Here is a 15,090-nt window from a genome sequence, read left to right as displayed (position 1 = left end):
CTTCCGTCGGCCTTCACGCTATGGGGCGTGGCCGCGGGCGCGCTGCGGTCGTTCGTCACCGATCGCGAGGTCCACCGGCACCCGCGGTCCGGGCGGCCATCGCCAGGGTCGTCTGCCGGGCGATCTCGAGCCCCTCGCGCGCGGACACGACCAGCACCCGCACGGGCTCGTGCGCCCGGCCGGCCTCCCGGTCGCCTTCGGCGGCCAGGCGCCCGGGATCGACCCGCACCCCGAAGACCCCCAGCCGCCGGCAGAGCTCGGCCAGCAGGGCCGGCTGGTGTTCCGCGACGCCGCCGGTGAACACCAGCGCGTCCAGCCGGTCCAGGGAAGCCACCATCGCGCCGATCTCCCGGCGCAACCGGTGCAGGTAGACCTCGATCGCGGCGTGGGCGTCCGGGTCGCCGCGATCCCGCGCGGCCAGTACATCCCGCACGTCACCACCGGTACCGGTCATCCCGGCCAGGCCGCTTCCGCGGTCGAGCGCGTCGTCGAGTCCGGCCGCGTCGGTGACGCCGGAACGCAGCAGGTACAGCAGCAGGCCCGGGTCGACGCTGCCGGAGCGGGTGGCCATCACCGCCCCTTCCAGCGGGGTGAAGCCCATCGACGTGTCCACGCTGTGGCCGTCGCGGACGGCGGTCACCGAAACGCCGGCCCCGATGTGGCAGCAGACCAGCTGCAGCCCCGTGGTTTCCCGGTCGAGCAGCTCGGCCGTGCGGCGCAGGGCGGAGGCGCAGGAGAGACCGTGGAAGCCGTAGCGCCGCAGTTCGTGCTCGCGAACCCAGCTCTTCGGCAGTGCGTAGTGCGCCGCGGCTTCCGGCATCCGGGCGTGGAAAGCGGTGTCGAAGCACGCGTACACCGGGCCCGGTACGACTTCGGCGACCACCTCGGCCAGTTCCAGCGACAGTGGCTGGTGCAGCGGCGCCAGCGGAGTCAACGCGGTCAGCCGCGCGGTTTCCGCGTGGTGCAGCGCGACCGGGTCGGTGCTCAGGCCGCCGTGCACGAACCGCACCCCGGCCGCGTCGATCGGATGCCACCGGACCACCAGGCCGGCCAGCGGCTGCCGGGCCTCGGTGGCGGACGCGGCGCCGACCGTGGCCCGGTCCACCTCCCGGCCGTCCTCGACGACCGACAGCTTGACGCTCGACGAGCCGGGGTTCACCGTCAGCACCCGCATTCGGCGTTCCCGTCCGCGCTGCCGGGCCGGGGACGCGCGGCTGTCGCGGCAGCGGCTCGCCGGGCCACCGCGTCGCGGTAGTCCCGCGTCGGGTCCAGGACGTCGGCGACGAACCGGCGGACACCCTTTGCCCGGCGACGTCGATGAGCTGCTCCAGCAACGCCGTGGGTCCGGGTGGGCGCATCCACCACCAGCGTGATCTGGGCCTCGGCCGGGCCCAGGCCGAAGAACCGGTAGTACCGGTCCCGGTCGGAAAGCTGGACGTGCAGGGCCCGGACGGCCGCGGCGTCGGCGGGGTGCAGCACGCGCACCCAGGCCACCTCGCCGTCGGAGAGCAGGACCCGCGCGGCCGTCACGGTGTCCCCTCCCGGGCGAGGAGTTCACCGGCCACGGCGCGGATCCGTCCGATCATGAGGAGCGCCTGCGCGTCCGTGAACATGCCCTGGCGAGCGAGATCGATGATGGCGGTCACAGCGCTGCGGTGTGGCTCGGCGATTCCCGCGAGGTCGACGGGTGCCATGGTGTGCTCCTCGGTCGGCTGGTCGTCGCGCCGGGTCACGCCGGTCATCGAAGTCCTCGCTCCGCAGGTGTTCCGGCCCGCTGGACCCGGCCGCGCGGTTCCGCGGTGCTGAAGTAGGCGGTCCGGCGGCGCAGGTGACGACGAGGTGCGGGCCGCGGCGTGGTCGTCGTCGTCCGGACGAGGCGGTAGAAGAACCGTTTGCCCACCTCGATCAGCACGAGGTAGCCCAGCACCATCCCGGCCAACGCGGCGAAGAACCCGCCCGGGAGGGGCGAGAACCCCAGTGTGGCCGCGAGCGGTGTCGCGGGCAGCAGGGCGCCGACGGTCACGACACCGAGGGCGCCCAGGGTCAGCGGCAGGCTGGGATGGCTGCGGAAGAACGGGGTCCGCCGGGTGCGGATGGCGAAGATCACCAGCGTCTGGGTGGCCAGGGATTCGACGAACCAGCCCGAGCGGAACTGGTCCGGGCCCGAGTGGAACACCCACAGCATGACGCCGAAGGTGACGAAGTCGAACACCGAGCTCAGCGGGCCGAAGAAGACCATGAACCGGCGGATGAACCCGAGGTCCCAGTGGGACGGACGGCGGAGCTGCTCCTCGTCGACATTGTCGGTCGGGATGGCGAGCTGGCTGGTGTCGTAGAGCAGGTTGTTGAGCAGGATCTGCGAAGGCAGCATCGGCAGGAACGTCAGGAACAGGGACGCGCCCGCGGCGGAGAACATGTTGCCGAAGTTGCTGGAGGTGCCCATCAGCACGTACTTGATGGTGTTGGCGAAGATCCGCCGCCCTTCGGTGACGCCGTCGGCGAGCACGTCGAGGTCCTTCTCCAGCAGGATCACGTCGGCGGCGTCCTTGGCGACGTCGGTGGCCGAGTCCACCGAAATGCCGACATCGGCCGCGTGCAGGGCGAGCGCGTCGTTGACCCCGTCGCCGAGGAACGCCACTCCCCCGCCGCTGAGCCGCTGGACGCGCACGATCCGGGCCTTGTGCTCCGGGCTCACCCGGGCGAACACCGTGGTGCGCGTGATCGCGTCGGCGAGCTGAGCGTCGTCGAGGTCGTCGAGGTCGGCTCCGGTCAGCGCGGCGCCGTCGCCGAGGCCGAGGTCGTGGCAGACCTTCGCCGCGACCGCGGCGTTGTCGCCGGTGACGACCTTGACCGCGATGCCCAGCTCGTCCAGCCGCCGCAGGGACTGCGCGGCGTCGTGCTTGGGCGGGTCGAGGAACACCAGGAACCCGAGCAGCGTCAGGCCCCGTTCGTCCGCAGGTGCCGGTGGGCGGCCGCCGGGGAAGGGCCGCATGGCCACGGCGACGACCCGGTTGCCCGCCGCGAACTCGGCGTCCAAGGCGTGGCGCGCTTCGGGCGGGACACCGGTGCACCGATCCAGCACCGTCTCCGGAGCGCCCTTGGTCACCAGGACGGTGTGGCCCGCCGGGTCGCGGACGACCACGGAGACCATCCGCCGTTCGTGGTCGAAGGGCAGCACGCCCAGCGTGGTGTAGCCGGCCAGCGCGGAGCGTTGCGCCACCGAGCCCGGCGACGCCCACAGCGCCTGGTCGAGCGGGTTCCCGCCGACGGAGCCGGCGTTCTCGGTGCAGAGCAGACCCCAGCGCAGGACTTCGCCGGGATCGCCGCCGTCCGCCGGAACGGCTCGCATGTAGTCGATGCGGCCGAGGGTCAGCGTGCCGGTCTTGTCGGTGAACAGCACGTCGACGTTGCCCAGGTCCTCGATGCACACCAGCCGCTTGACCAGCACCTTGCGCCGGCTCATCCGCCGCGACCCGGCCGCGAGGCTCGTGGACACGACCGCCGGGAGCAGCTGCGGGGTGATGCCGACCGCGATCGCGAGCGAGAACAGCAGCGCGTCCAGGATCGGCTTGTGCAGCACCACGTTGACCGCGAAGATCGACGTCGTCAGCGCCCCGGCGACGTAGACCAGCAGCATCGAGAACTTCCGCAGCCCGACCTGGAACTCGGTGTCGAGCTGGTGAGTGCTCAGCCCGGCCGCGATCGCCCCGAACCCGGTGTGTGCGCCGGTCGAGACCACGACGCCGGTGGCGCTGCCCCCGTGCACGACGGTACCCATCAGCGCGCACCCGGACAGTTCGGCCAGTGCGGTGCCTTCCGGGACGGCCGCGGTGTCCTTCTCCAGCGGCAGCGATTCCCCGGTCAGCACCGACTCGTCGCATTCCAGGCCGGTGATCGCCAGCAGCCGGACGTCGGCCGGGACGACGTCGCCCAGCTTCAGTTCGACGACGTCGCCAGGCACCAGGGCGGTCACGTCCACCGGCACGGGGTGACCGTCCCGGCGCACCACGGTCTCGTGCCGGATCTGCGCGTGCAGGGCTTCCGCGGCCTTTTCCGCACGGTACTCGTTGAAGAACCCGAGCCCGACCGAGACCGCGACGATCACCCCGATGATGACCGCGTCGCTGCGCTCGCCGACGAAGTAGGACGCGACGGCGGCGACCATCAACAGCACCAGCAACGGCGAGCGCAGCTGGTGCCACAGCACCGGGACCAGCCGCGCACGGTGCGACGACACCGCGTTCGGCCCGTACCGTGCCGACCGTTCGGCGACCTCGGCGGCGGTCAACCCGTCGAGCGTGACGCCGAGCGCGTCCAGGACCGCGGCACCGGGCAACGCCGCGGCGTGTGCGATGTCGAGGTCAGGAGCAGGCGCTCGTGCGGGTGCTGCACTGGTGTGGATGGCCATGGGCGCCTCGGCGTTCGCGAACGGGATTCGGATCGGTGGGCCGGCCTGTGTGGCGCACCGAGATGACGAAGGGTGCCGGGGTCCGAGGCACGATCAGTGTATCCCTGCCGGGGCGCCGGGAGCCGTTCCGGGATTCGTTCCCCCGCGAAAGGCCTTCGAGCTCTTCCGCTGGCCAGGCGCCCAGCTGATCGTGGTCGGCAGCCGCTCGCCGGCGCCCTGCTGGGATCGACGGGCCACGACCTGCTCGCACGGGCCACCTGCCCGGTCGCCACCGAGCCCGGGGCCGTTCGCCGGTCCGCCGAGGTCGTCGGCCTCTGCTCGGCGGAGCCGTGGACGCGCGAGGCTGGGACCATGAGAATCCTCGTCGCGGTCGCCACCCGGCACGGCGCCACCCGGGAAATCGCCGAACACCTCGCCACGTCGCTCGGCTCCGCACTGACCGACGCCGGAGTGGCCCCCGAGGTCGAAGTCCGCGACGTCTGGCTGGTCTCCTCGCTGGCGGGCTTCGACGCGGTGGTCCTCGGCAGTTCCGTGCACCGGGGGCAGTGGCTCGGGCCGGCACGGACCTTCGCGAAGTCCTTTTCGGACGTTCTGCGCTGGCTTCCGGTCTGGTTGTTCTCCAGCGGCCCGGTGGACGAGGAGCACGAGCCGGCCCGCGAAATCGCCCGGCAGCTGGCGGCCCGCGACCACCGGGTGTTCGACGGGAAGGCCGACCGGCCGCTGATCCGGGCCTGGGGCCACGAGATCGGCGCAACCCTGGCTGCGGCAGTCGCCGGAAGTGCGACCTGACGGCGCCGCCCGGGAATCGGGCCGGGTCCGCCCGGCACCTCTCGACGGCCGGGAGGCCGGCAGGAGAAGGACATCGAATCCGCCGTGTGCTGCGCCGCAGGACAGCCGTGCTTCCCGCGCGAGCGGATCCGCCACTCCGAGCACGCGCTCGCGATCCAGCCACACCTCGATCGCTTCGCCCTCGAGCACGAACCGCCACGGCTGGGTGTTGTGCGGAGACGGTGCGCGGACGGCCGAGGCGAGGGCCTGCTCGGACATCGCCGGGTGCGGTCGGCTCATCGCGCTCCGGACTGTCGGGTGTCACTCCAGCGTCGCGGACGGCGGCCGTCCCGCGCGCCCGCCGTCGGTCACCAGCGGCCGGGACCAAAGCCTGCCGGCAATGGCGCTCAAGCCGTCCCGGTGGACGGCTCGAGGGCTCCGCTGGTGGTCAGGATCAGCACGGCGGACCCCACCGCGTCCGGCGCGGCGGCCGCTTCCAGCGCTCGCTTCGCCGCGGCCGGATCGGCGCCGGACGGGACCACCAGCAAGGTCAACCGGTGGATGCGCGGTCCGATCACGACGATCGTGTGCCGATCCAAGCCGAAGAACCCCGCCAGCCGGACGAAACCGCTCTCGAGCGCGAGCGTCCGGGGAGCCATGTCCCACATACCCGGGTTGAAGCCGATCCGGTCCACCGGACCCGAGTCCGCGGCGAGCGCGGTGACCAGGGCACTGAATTCCGCGACCGGCTCCCGCGAGCGTGGCCACCAACCGCCGTCGAAGCAGCCCTTGACCGCACCCGGCGGTTTCACCCGCAGCCGCCCCTCGACGGCCGGGGAACCGACCACGGGCCCCGCCGTGCTGTCCGAGAAGAACGTCATTTCCGGACACGCATCGCGGCGGTTGCTTTTTCCGGTCCGCCCGAACAGACGCAGCCGCGGTCGACCGTGCTCGCCTGCGTTGCCGCGCAGAACCGGCGCGCGATCATGTCGTGCGATTCCACCGGATGGGGACACACCGCGCAGGCGGTCACCGCCGGATCGCCGATTTCCGCGACGGCAACGCCCGATTCGACATCGATCCTCGACATAGCGGGTTCTCCTTTTCAGTTGGCCGACCGTGCGGGCGCGGTCCGCTGATCACACGAGAAAAGTCAGGACTCGCTCGAAATTCCGGCTTCGGGTCCCGGCATTCACCGAATGCGCCGAGGTCCGGGGCGATACCTTCACCTTACGCCCGTGCCGGCCACCCCACACACCCGGTGCGGCCGGGTCCCGGCAGCCGAACGCCCCTCGAAAAAAGGTCACACGACTCTAGGCCCGGGCCGCGGGGGAAAACAGAGTCGCTGCATGACCTCGGCGACGCCTCGGGCACGAGGATGACGTTCCGCTCGCCGCACCACCGTCCATTCCGTTCCGGGCTGCCGTGCGCAGCCGCCGACCCGAAGGGCCCGTGTGATCACGTTCGGTCTCCTGAGTACCTATCCGCCCACGCTCTGCGGCCTCGCGTCGTTCACGGCCTCGCTGCGCGGCGCGTTGCCGCCAGGCTCCGCGGGCGGGGTGGTCCGCGCGGTCGAGTCCGCCGCTCCCACCGGCGGCCCCGAGGTGGTCGGGGACCTGATCGCCGGCTCGCCGGCGAGCTGCCACGCGGCGGCGACCTTGCTCGACCGGGACGACGTGGCGATCGTCCAGCACGAATACGGCATCTACGGCGGCCCGGACGGCGAAGACGTCCTGCGCGTCCTGGAACTGCTGCGCGTGCCCGCGATCGTCGTGCTGCACACCGTCCTCAGTGCGCCGACACCGCATCAGCGCGTGGTCCTCAACGGCGTGCTCGCCACCGCGGCCGCGGTCGTGGTGATGAGCGAGACCGCGCGCGCCCGGCTCGTCGCCGGCTACGACGTTCCCGCCGGCCGGCTCGTGGTGATCCCGCACGGTGCCCCCGACAACGGTGGCCCGGCGGCGGCGCCGCACCACAGTCAGCACCGCCAGATCCTGACCTGGGGCCTGCTCGGTCCCGGCAAGGGCATCGAATGGGGTATCGAGGCGATGGCCCTGCTGCCCGCCCAGTGGCCGGAGCCGCGTTACCTGGTGGCCGGCCGCACCCATCCGAAAGTGCAGGCACAGCAGGGCGAAAGCTACCGCCGGTCGCTGCAGCTGCGGACCGAACGGCTCGGCGTGCGGGACCGGGTCCGGTTCGACGCCCGCTACCTCGCCGCCGCGTCGCTGCGGCGGCTGGTGGCCCACGCGGAGGTGGTCCTCCTCCCCTACGACTCCCGCGACCAGGTCACCTCCGGGGTGCTCATCGAAGCCGTCACCTCGCGGACACCGGTCGTGGCGACCCGCTTCCCGCACGCCGTCGAGCTGCTCTCCGGGGGTGCGGGCCTGCTCGTCGACCACCGGGATCCGGCGGCCATCGCGCACGCTCTCCAGCAGATCCTCACCGACCGGGCCGCGGCGGGCCGGATGGCCGCGGCGGCCGGGATCGCCGCGCGCAGCCTCGGCTGGGCATCGGTGGCCGCGCAGTACAGCCGGCTCGGCGCCGAGCTCGTCGCCGCCCGGCCCCGGGTGGTGGCGTGATGCTGGACGACCGCCACCTGCTGCGCATGGCCGACGACGTCGGTCTCTTCGAGCACGCGTGCGGGGCCATCCCGCGACGCGAGCACGGGTACTGCCTCGACGACGCCGCGCGCGGCCTGGTGGTGCTGAGCCGCGAGCAGGACCTGACCCCGGAGCTGTCACGAGTGCAGGAAACGCTCTTCGCCTTCACCGCGCACGCGCACGAACACGGCAGGTTCCGCAACCGGCTCGGCTACGACCGCGGCTGGCAGGACGCCCCCGGTCTCGGCGACTGGTGGGGCCGCGCGCTGTGGGGGCTCGGCAGTACGGCAGCACACGCCGGACGCGCGTGGCTGCGTGCCGAAGCCCGGCTGCTGTTCGACGCGGGAGCCCGCCGCCGGTCTCCGGACCTGCGTGCGATGGTCTTCGCCGGGTTGGGCGCCGCCGAGGTGCTCACCCGGTTCCCGGCGGACGAGCCGGCACGGGCGCTGCTCGGCGCCGCCGTCACGACGATCGGGCCGATTCCCGACGGCCGCGACTGGCCGTGGCCCGAGCCCCGGCTGGAGTACGCCAACGCCGCGGTCGCCGAGGTCCTGATCGCCGCCGGCGCAGTGCTGCCCGACCCCGGCGCACTCGCCGACGGCCTGCGTGCTCTGGGCTGGCTGGTGGACCGGCAGACCCGGGACGGCATGCTGTCGGTGGTGCCCGCCGGCGGCTGGGCGCCACGCCAGTCACCGCCCGGGTTCGACCAGCAGCCGATCGAGGTGGCCGCGCTCGCGGCGGCCTGCGCCCGGGCCCACGCGGTCACCGGCGACGCCCGCTGGACGTCCACTGTGGAACTGGCTCGCGATTGGTTCCTGGGCGCCAACGACGCCGGCATGCCGTTGCTGGACCAGGACACGGGAGGCTGCGGCGACGGGCTCCGCGCCGACGGTGTCAACCGCAACCAGGGTGCCGAGTCGATGCTGGCGATGCTCGCGACGTTCCAGCTGCCGCGGCTGCACGCCGACGCGCTGACCGGCGTCGGTGCGGCGTGACCGGCGAGAGTGCGGGACTGGCGACCCGGCATCCGGCCGGGTTCCGGCCCGACCCCACCCGGGTCGTGACGAAGCTGTTCGTGCCCGGCGAGGAGGCGCCCGAGACCCGGTCGCGGGCGGCCGCGTTGGTCGCGCGGGTCCTCGCCCTCCCGGAAAGCTCGGTCGAGTCCGGATTGGACCGGATCCTGACCGGCTTCGCCGGCCGCCATCGGGATCTGCTCGCGGTCCTCGAACACCACGCGTCGATCGTGAGCCACCGGCTCGTCGACCCCCGCTCCCTCAGCCGCCGGCGCCGGCTGCTCCTCGGCGCCTGCTTCACGCACGAGTACGCGGTCGAGGCGGCCGCGCTGTGCAATCCGTCCCTGGTGGCGCATCCCCGGCAGGACGGGCTGTCGCCCGGGCAGGTGCGAGTGGCGCTCAGCCTGCGCGGGATCGGCGAAGGGCACATCTCCTCGATCGGGTTCGCCACCGGCGTCCTGGGGCCCGGGACACGCGCCGAGTGGCACCCCCGGACCGGACCGGTGAGCACGGGCGAGCGCCAACCGGACTCCTGGAGCCGCTCGTGGCTGCGCGCCGCGCTGGAACACGACGGCTGCGACAACGAGATCACCGCCACCGTGACCGCGACCCTCCCCGATCCCTTCGGCCGGCCCGACCTCGACCAAGCGCTCGCGATGCTCGATCCCCGGCTGCTCGAACGCGCGGGAGCGGCCGGCACGACCCAGCGCATCCGCGAACTCGCCGCCGCCGGTTACACGGTGGGCTTCCCCGGCGACACCGACCTCGCGCAACGGCTGCTGTGGCCGGTCGGCGCGACCGAAAGCCACGGCATGGAAGACGCCCGCTTCGTCCGCTTCACCGCCGACACGGGCGAGACCGGCTATCGGGCCACCTACACCGCGTACGACGGCGCCACCGTGACGCCGCGGCTGCTGGAAAGCGCCGACCTGACGTCGTTCAGCGCGTTCGCCCTCACCGGCCCGGCGGCCCGCAACAAGGGAATGGCGCTGTTCCCCCGGCTCGTCGGCGGCAGGCACCTCGCCTTGTGCCGAGGGGACGGGGAAACGACGAGCTTGGCGACCTCGCGCGACGGCCGTTCTTGGTCCGGCGAAGTCCCGCTGCACGGGCCGACGGCGGCCTGGGAGCTGCTGCAGGTCGGCAACTGCGGCTCTCCGCTGGAAACGCCGGCGGGCTGGCTGGTGCTCACCCACGGCGTCGGGCCGATGCGGACCTACGCCATCGGCGCCCTGCTGCTCGACCTCGCCGACCCGGCCCGGGTCGTGGGCGCGCTGCCCGAGCCGCTGCTCCTGCCGGACGAGGACGAACGTGACGGCTACGTCCCCAACGTCGTCTACTCCTGCGGCGGGCTGATCCACGACGGCACGCTCTGGCTCCCCTACGGCAGCAGCGACACCCGCGTCGCCTTGGCCACCGTACCGGTGGACGCCCTCATCGCCCGGCTCCAGGAAACGCGTGCGTGAGCGCGTACCGGTGGGCCCCCGTTCGCGCACCCGTCGCCCTGCTCGTCGAACAGCCCGGCAGGGACGGCCGGAGCCGCCCCTGCCGGGCTGGGTTCAGCGAGAGTGCTGATCAGGCGAAGCAGACGACCGTGATGCCGGACGCACCGGCGATGCCGTTGAACCCGCCGACGCCGTTCGCTGTCACGAGGGTGTCGGTGCCGCCGCCACCGGCCACAGTGCCGGAGCTGCCGACACCACCGGCCCCGAGAGTCCCGCCGGCGCCACCAGCGCCACCGGCGGCCGGGCTGCAGCCGTTGCCGCCACCACCACCCGTGCCACCGTTGGGGCCCTTGCCACCGGTCACCGTGATGCCGTCGTCGTCGAGGCCACCGTTGACGGTCCCGCTGTTGCCGACGCCACCGGCGCCACCGGCCCCGCCACCGCCACCGGCGCCACCGATCTGGCCACCGCCGATGCCGTTGCCGCCCTTGCCCGCGGTCCCCCCGAGGCCACCGACCCCGCCGTCGACCTTCACGGTGTCATTGCCCGCATCGCCGGTGACGGAACCGGAACTGCCGATCCCGCCCGCTCCGCCGACGCCGCCGAAACCGCCCGCGCCACCGCCGTGACCCGCGCCGGCGTTCCCGCCCGCGCTGCCGTTGGCTCCGGCGCCACCGGCCACCGTGATGCCGTCGATACCGTCGTCACCGCTGACGAGCCCCGAACTGCCGAGACCGATACCGCCCACGCCGCCTGCGCCCCCCACGCCGCCGACGCCGCCGGTACCGGCACTGGGACCGCTCGGGCCGCCGAGCGCTCCGGCGCCACTGGCGCCACCTGCGCCCCCGGTGACCTTCACCGTGTCGTTGCCGAGACCGCCGTGAACGGCGCCGACTCCGGCCTGGCCACCCGCGCCGCCCGCGCCGCCGACTCCACCGGCACCGCCCGCTCCGCCGAGGACTCCGGCTCCGCCGGTCCCGCCGAGGCCACCGGTCCCACCGGCGCCACCGGTGACGGTGACGCTGTCGGAGCCGTCCCCGCCGTTGACCGTCCCGGTACTGGCCAGCGCGAGACCACCTACGCCGCCTGCCGCGCCGGCACCGCCGGCGAATCCGGCCGGGCTGGTAGTCGTGCCGGACCCGCCCGCGCCGCCGGGAGCACCGGTGGTGCCGGCCGTGCCGGTCATGGTGATCGTGTCATTGCCGGCCAAGGCGTCGATGGTGCCGCCCATGGGTCCACCGGTGACGGTCACGAAGTCGTTGCCGGCGGTGCCGGTGAGGAACTGCCCGCCGGCGATGCCCGCGGTACAGGTGATGGTGTCACCGGAACCGTTGGAGACACGGGTGCAGCCGACCGGGTCGGCGTGGGCCGCGCCAGGGACGATCAAGGCGAACCCCGCGGCGGTACCCAGTCCAATGAGGCCGGTACGGGTTCGGCGAGCCGTAGTGGTACGTGCACTTGATCTCATGAGAAAACTTTCATGGTGTCGAGTGGAACCGGGCTGAAGCCACGGAACCGGGAGTGCGGCTGATGACCACTTCAACTGTGGCATTTCCGTGCCGGATATCCGGGGCAAGGTCCGCCAGCACTCTCAAGCCCCACACTTGCCCTGTGGCGCACACATGGCAACCAAGAGACGGTAGTTCACTCCTCTGCGAGGATATCCACCGACACGAGAAGCCAAATGCGAAGACAACCACCGAATTTGCCTGAATCAGATTAATCGCGCAGCCACTCGGCCGGTCTACGATTCACATCGTTGCAGATGTGGCAGATGAACCCCTTGGCATGCCGCCATTTGGGGGACCCCGGTATCGATCATCCGGCGGACCGGGATAGGCTGACCCTGTTACCCCAGACCTCGGTACCTGACCTGCTCGTCACAATTGCGACGCAGATCGCAAGCCGAGGTCTTTATTTGTGGGCAATCCCACCCGGCCCGTTCGGCGAATCGGGCCGACCCGCGGGAATTCTCCTGACGGCGTGCCGCGCCGCAGCCCGCCACTATTGTGTTCCAGGAAAGAATCGCCATGAGACGTATCCACGCCACAGCCCGGATCATGTTCGGCGCCACCGTCGCGACCGGAGGCCTGATAGCGCTGGCCCCGGCGGCGCAGGCCATCACCATTCCGGTGGCCTGCAGCGAAACCGCCCTCGTCGCGGCGGTCGACCTGGCCAACTCCACCCCCACCTCCGACACCCTCGTCCTGGCCGGTGGCTGCACCTACGGCATGACCACCGCACACGGCGGCGCCGCGAACGCGCTCCCGGTCATCACCACGCCGATCCAGCTGACCGGCCCCGCCACCATCACCAACGCCTCACTGTCGGGTCTCGGGATGTTCCGGATCGCCGAAGTCAGCCCGACCGGCAACCTCACCCTCGTCACCGGAGTCGCCTTCACCCGCGGCAACGTCGTCGGCGACGGCGGCGGCATCCTCAACCACGGCGCGGTCACCCTGACCGGAAGCACCCTCACCGGCAACACCGCCACCGGCAACGGCGGCGGACTCGCCAACCCCGACACCCCCACCGGCACCGCCCCCGCCGCCACGTTCACCAACAGCCCGCTGTCGGGCAACACAACCCTCCTCGGCGACGGCGGCGCCGTCTACAACGGACTCCGCGGCACCCTCTCCGTCACGGGCGTCTCCGGCAGTCCGCTGTTCGTCACCGGCAACAGCGCGGGCCGCGGCGGCGGGATCTCCGCCGTCGGCTCCACCGCCACCACCCTCACCCAGACCGCCGTCACCGACAACCACGCCCTGCTGCTGCTGGGAAACTCCGGCGGCGTCTACCGCCAGGGCGGCACCATGACCACCACCAACGCCCCCATCACCGCCAACACCCCCAACAACTGCGTCGGCAGCGTTCCCGCCGTGCCCAACTGCACCGGGTGACCAGCGCACCGAAGACCCCAGCCCGCAAGAAGATTCAACCCAACACAAAGGAGAACCCATCATGGGCATCGTCATCGTCGGCGGCTTGATCGACTCCGTCATCGGCATCGTCAACGGCGCCGTAGTCGCCATCACCAGCGCCGCCGGCGCCGTCCTGCTCCCCCTCCTACCGCTGTAGCACCACAGTTCGACCACCACGACCCCCGCAGGCCAGCCGGCCGGCGGGGTCGTGCGGGTAACCCTGGCCGGCCGCTCAGCCCGGTCCACAGGCGACCGCGGCCCGTCCGCACTCGACCGGGCGATCATGGACACCGGGTCCACCTGGGGCGTGACCGCCCTGCAGGCGACCGGCGGCCTCAACGGTGGGCCGGCCCGAAGCACGCGGGTGTTCGGGGTGCCGGCTGATGCGCCGCGCAAGAGCGCCCGCTACCACACCGAGGTGTCCGACGCCGCGATCAGCCTGATCGACGAGGTGGTGATGAAGCCGAAGTCACCGGTGCACGCCGCCAAGCCACCACCGGCGGCCCGGCGCGGTGGGCCGGGCACGGTTCGGCCACGCCGGACGCACCTTCCTCGCCGGCCGTGCCGCCGGCACGGCCGGGCCGGAACCATCCCGTCCGCCGGCCCACCACTCACCGGGCCGAGACCCGTTCGCTGATCGTGGTCGCGCGGTCCGCCGAACCGAACGGCCGTTGACCGCAGGATTGCGGCGGTGCCGGTTCTGGTGGTCGAGGAGCGCCCGTCGCACCGGCTCGCGCCAAGCGGCGGGGTCCAGGTCGACGGCACCCGGATTCGTGCCGGCCATCGAGCCGGCGAGCTCGCGGCTACCGGGCGGGTGCGCTCTTCGCGCGGAGTGGCGCGCTCGCGTCGTGGAGGTGCTGCAGGACGTAGTGGTAGGTCTTCAGCAGCCCGCACTGGGCGTAGTCGATCCCGCGGTCGGAGCAGAACGCGCGAACCAGGGGCTGCGCGCGGCGCAGGTTGGCGCGCGGCATACTGGGGAAGAGGTGGTGCTCGATCTGGTAGTTCAGCCCGCCGAGGGTGAAGTCGACCCACGGGCCACCGCGGACGTTGCGGCTGGTGAGCACCTGCTTGCGCAGGAAGTCGAGCTGGGTCTTGTCGGTGTAGGTGGGCATGCCCTTGTGGCCCGGTGCGAACGAGCATCCCAGGTAGACCCCCCACAGCCCCTGGTGCACCGCGATGAACGCGACCGCCACGGGCGGGGACAACACCACGAACACCGCACCGAGGTAGACACCGGCGTGCGCGAGCAGCAGCCCCGCTTCGAGCCACCGCGCTTTGACTTCGCCGCGCCACACCGCTTGGATGCCCGCCCAGTGCAGGCTCAGTCCTTCCAGCAACAGCAACGGGAAGAACAGGGCCGCCTGGTGCTTCGAAGTCCAGCGCACGAACCCGCTCTTCTCGACCGACTGACCCCGGGTGAAGGCGAGCAGCGGGATGTCGATGTCAGGGTCGTCGCCTTCGTGGTTGGGGTTGGCGTGATGGCGTCGGTGCTTGCCCATCCACCAGCCGTAGCTCATTCCGACTATGGCGCCGAAGGCGTAGCCGGCGCGGTCGTTGGCCTGCCCGGTGCGGAAGATCTGGTTGTGGCCTGCGTCGTGGCCGAGGAACGCGATCTGGGCGAACACCACCGCGAAGAACACCGCGGTAGCCAGCTGCCACCAGGAATCGCCCAGCACCGCGAACGCCACGCACCCTCCCACCAGCGCGAGCAGGGTGAGACTGATTTTCACCACGTAGTAACCGTGGCGGCGGTCGAGGAGGCCTTCACCCCGCACGAGGCGAACGAGATCACTGAAGTCGTTACGCGACTTCGTGCGAACGCCGACGTCGACGCTCTCCGGAGATACAACCATGGAAGCCCTCTCCCGAATCTTGGCGCCGGGGACTGGGGCGACCACGTGTTCACTACCGTGTCCGGATTCCCGGTGGGCTCACGGA

The 15,090-nt window shown here is 72.1% G+C and carries 14 protein-coding genes; 6 read left to right on the top strand and 8 right to left on the bottom strand.

The annotated features are described in order from the left end of the window. Positions 1–55: 55 nt before the first annotated feature. The 4 genes from AB0M93_RS00765 to mgtA are packed head-to-tail and all read right to left on the bottom strand — an operon-like array spanning position 56 to position 4,408. Complete coding sequence (locus tag AB0M93_RS00765; protein ID WP_364266537.1) at positions 56–1,174, bottom strand: acetate kinase; 1,119 nt, start codon at positions 1,172–1,174, stop codon at positions 56–58. Further along, complete coding sequence (locus AB0M93_RS00760) at positions 1,162–1,530, bottom strand: hypothetical protein (RefSeq protein WP_364266534.1); 369 nt, start codon at positions 1,528–1,530, stop codon at positions 1,162–1,164. Before AB0M93_RS00760 ends, AB0M93_RS00765 begins: the two co-directional genes overlap by 13 nt. After that, positions 1,527–1,742 carry a hypothetical protein gene (locus tag AB0M93_RS00755; RefSeq protein ID WP_364266531.1) on the bottom strand — a complete coding sequence of 72 codons (216 nt, stop codon included), beginning with the start codon at positions 1,740–1,742 and terminating at the stop codon, positions 1,527–1,529. Before AB0M93_RS00755 ends, AB0M93_RS00760 begins: the two co-directional genes overlap by 4 nt. Next, positions 1,739–4,408, bottom strand: coding sequence for a magnesium-translocating P-type ATPase (gene mgtA, locus AB0M93_RS00750; protein WP_364266528.1), 2,670 nt, complete (start codon positions 4,406–4,408; stop codon positions 1,739–1,741). The genes AB0M93_RS00755 and mgtA overlap by 4 nt, the downstream gene beginning before the upstream one ends. Positions 4,409–4,759: 351 nt before the next feature. Between mgtA and AB0M93_RS00745 the strand changes: the two genes are divergently transcribed. Further along, positions 4,760–5,197, top strand: a complete 438-nt coding sequence (locus tag AB0M93_RS00745) for a flavodoxin domain-containing protein (protein ID WP_364266525.1) — start codon at positions 4,760–4,762, stop codon at positions 5,195–5,197. Positions 5,198–5,583: 386 nt separating this feature from the next. On the opposite strand, the gene AB0M93_RS00740 is transcribed toward AB0M93_RS00745, so the two are convergent. Together AB0M93_RS00740 and AB0M93_RS00735 are read right to left on the bottom strand one after the other, a co-directional pair. Continuing rightward, entirely contained in the window at positions 5,584–6,057 is a 474-nt protein-coding gene (locus AB0M93_RS00740) for a DUF5994 family protein (protein WP_364266522.1), read from the bottom strand. After that, complete coding sequence (locus AB0M93_RS00735; protein WP_364266519.1) at positions 6,054–6,266, bottom strand: RGCVC family protein; 213 nt, start codon at positions 6,264–6,266, stop codon at positions 6,054–6,056. Before AB0M93_RS00735 ends, AB0M93_RS00740 begins: the two co-directional genes overlap by 4 nt. A 364-nt stretch (positions 6,267–6,630) precedes the next feature. On the opposite strand from AB0M93_RS00735, the gene AB0M93_RS00730 reads away from it, so the two are divergent. Genes AB0M93_RS00730 through AB0M93_RS00720 form a run of 3 tightly spaced genes read left to right on the top strand, consistent with a single transcriptional unit; the run spans position 6,631 to position 10,252 of the window. Next, positions 6,631–7,755: a glycosyltransferase gene (locus AB0M93_RS00730; protein WP_364266516.1), complete on the top strand. Its 1,125-nt coding sequence runs from the start codon at positions 6,631–6,633 to the stop codon at positions 7,753–7,755. Beyond that, positions 7,755–8,771 carry a hypothetical protein gene (locus tag AB0M93_RS00725; RefSeq protein WP_364266513.1) on the top strand — a complete coding sequence of 339 codons (1,017 nt, stop codon included), beginning with the start codon at positions 7,755–7,757 and terminating at the stop codon, positions 8,769–8,771. Before AB0M93_RS00730 ends, AB0M93_RS00725 begins: the two co-directional genes overlap by 1 nt. Further along, on the top strand, positions 8,768–10,252 hold the full coding sequence (locus tag AB0M93_RS00720; RefSeq protein WP_364266510.1) for a glycoside hydrolase family 130 protein: 1,485 nt from the start codon (positions 8,768–8,770) through the stop codon (positions 10,250–10,252). Before AB0M93_RS00725 ends, AB0M93_RS00720 begins: the two co-directional genes overlap by 4 nt. Before the next feature lie 109 nt (positions 10,253–10,361). On the opposite strand, the gene AB0M93_RS00715 is transcribed toward AB0M93_RS00720, so the two are convergent. Further along, positions 10,362–11,618 carry a hypothetical protein gene (locus tag AB0M93_RS00715; protein ID WP_364266508.1) on the bottom strand — a complete coding sequence of 419 codons (1,257 nt, stop codon included), beginning with the start codon at positions 11,616–11,618 and terminating at the stop codon, positions 10,362–10,364. A gap of 643 nt (positions 11,619–12,261) precedes the next feature. On the opposite strand from AB0M93_RS00715, the gene AB0M93_RS00710 reads away from it, so the two are divergent. Both AB0M93_RS00710 and AB0M93_RS00705 read left to right on the top strand, forming a co-directional pair. Next, positions 12,262–13,131 (top strand): hypothetical protein, encoded by an 870-nt coding sequence (locus AB0M93_RS00710; RefSeq protein ID WP_364266505.1) that lies wholly within the window; start codon positions 12,262–12,264, stop codon positions 13,129–13,131. Positions 13,132–13,435: 304 nt separating this feature from the next. Next, positions 13,436–13,789: a hypothetical protein gene (locus tag AB0M93_RS00705; RefSeq protein ID WP_364266502.1), complete on the top strand. Its 354-nt coding sequence runs from the start codon at positions 13,436–13,438 to the stop codon at positions 13,787–13,789. Positions 13,790–13,955: 166 nt separating this feature from the next. Here AB0M93_RS00705 and AB0M93_RS00700 read toward each other — a convergent pair whose 3' ends face one another. Next, a complete protein-coding gene (locus AB0M93_RS00700; protein ID WP_364266499.1) occupies positions 13,956–15,005 on the bottom strand; it encodes an acyl-CoA desaturase in 1,050 nt (349 codons plus the stop codon). Positions 15,006–15,090: the final 85 nt, after the last annotated feature.

The organism is Amycolatopsis sp. NPDC051102, from assembly GCF_040682815.1.
In the GTDB taxonomy this organism is placed as follows: Bacteria; Actinomycetota; Actinomycetes; order Mycobacteriales; family Pseudonocardiaceae; genus Amycolatopsis.
Note: the sequence above shows the minus strand (reverse complement) of the source record. Positions and strands in the feature narration are given on the sequence as shown.

What these genes read in the sequence shown, in the direction of transcription:
- AB0M93_RS00765 (WP_364266537.1), bottom strand. Translation starts at nt 1,174, where the DNA reads ATGCGGGTGCTGACGGTGAACCCCGGCTCGTCGAGCGTCAAGCTGTCG.
- AB0M93_RS00755 (WP_364266531.1), bottom strand. Translation starts at nt 1,742, where the DNA reads ATGACCGGCGTGACCCGGCGCGACGACCAGCCGACCGAGGAGCACACC.
- AB0M93_RS00705 (WP_364266502.1), top strand. Translation starts at nt 13,436, where the DNA reads ATGGACACCGGGTCCACCTGGGGCGTGACCGCCCTGCAGGCGACCGGC.
- AB0M93_RS00745 (WP_364266525.1), top strand. Translation starts at nt 4,760, where the DNA reads ATGAGAATCCTCGTCGCGGTCGCCACCCGGCACGGCGCCACCCGGGAA.
- AB0M93_RS00740 (WP_364266522.1), bottom strand. Translation starts at nt 6,057, where the DNA reads ATGACGTTCTTCTCGGACAGCACGGCGGGGCCCGTGGTCGGTTCCCCG.
- mgtA (WP_364266528.1), bottom strand. Translation starts at nt 4,408, where the DNA reads ATGGCCATCCACACCAGTGCAGCACCCGCACGAGCGCCTGCTCCTGAC.
- AB0M93_RS00735 (WP_364266519.1), bottom strand. Translation starts at nt 6,266, where the DNA reads ATGTCGAGGATCGATGTCGAATCGGGCGTTGCCGTCGCGGAAATCGGC.
- AB0M93_RS00725 (WP_364266513.1), top strand. Translation starts at nt 7,755, where the DNA reads ATGCTGGACGACCGCCACCTGCTGCGCATGGCCGACGACGTCGGTCTC.
- AB0M93_RS00710 (WP_364266505.1), top strand. Translation starts at nt 12,262, where the DNA reads ATGAGACGTATCCACGCCACAGCCCGGATCATGTTCGGCGCCACCGTC.
- AB0M93_RS00700 (WP_364266499.1), bottom strand. Translation starts at nt 15,005, where the DNA reads ATGGTTGTATCTCCGGAGAGCGTCGACGTCGGCGTTCGCACGAAGTCG.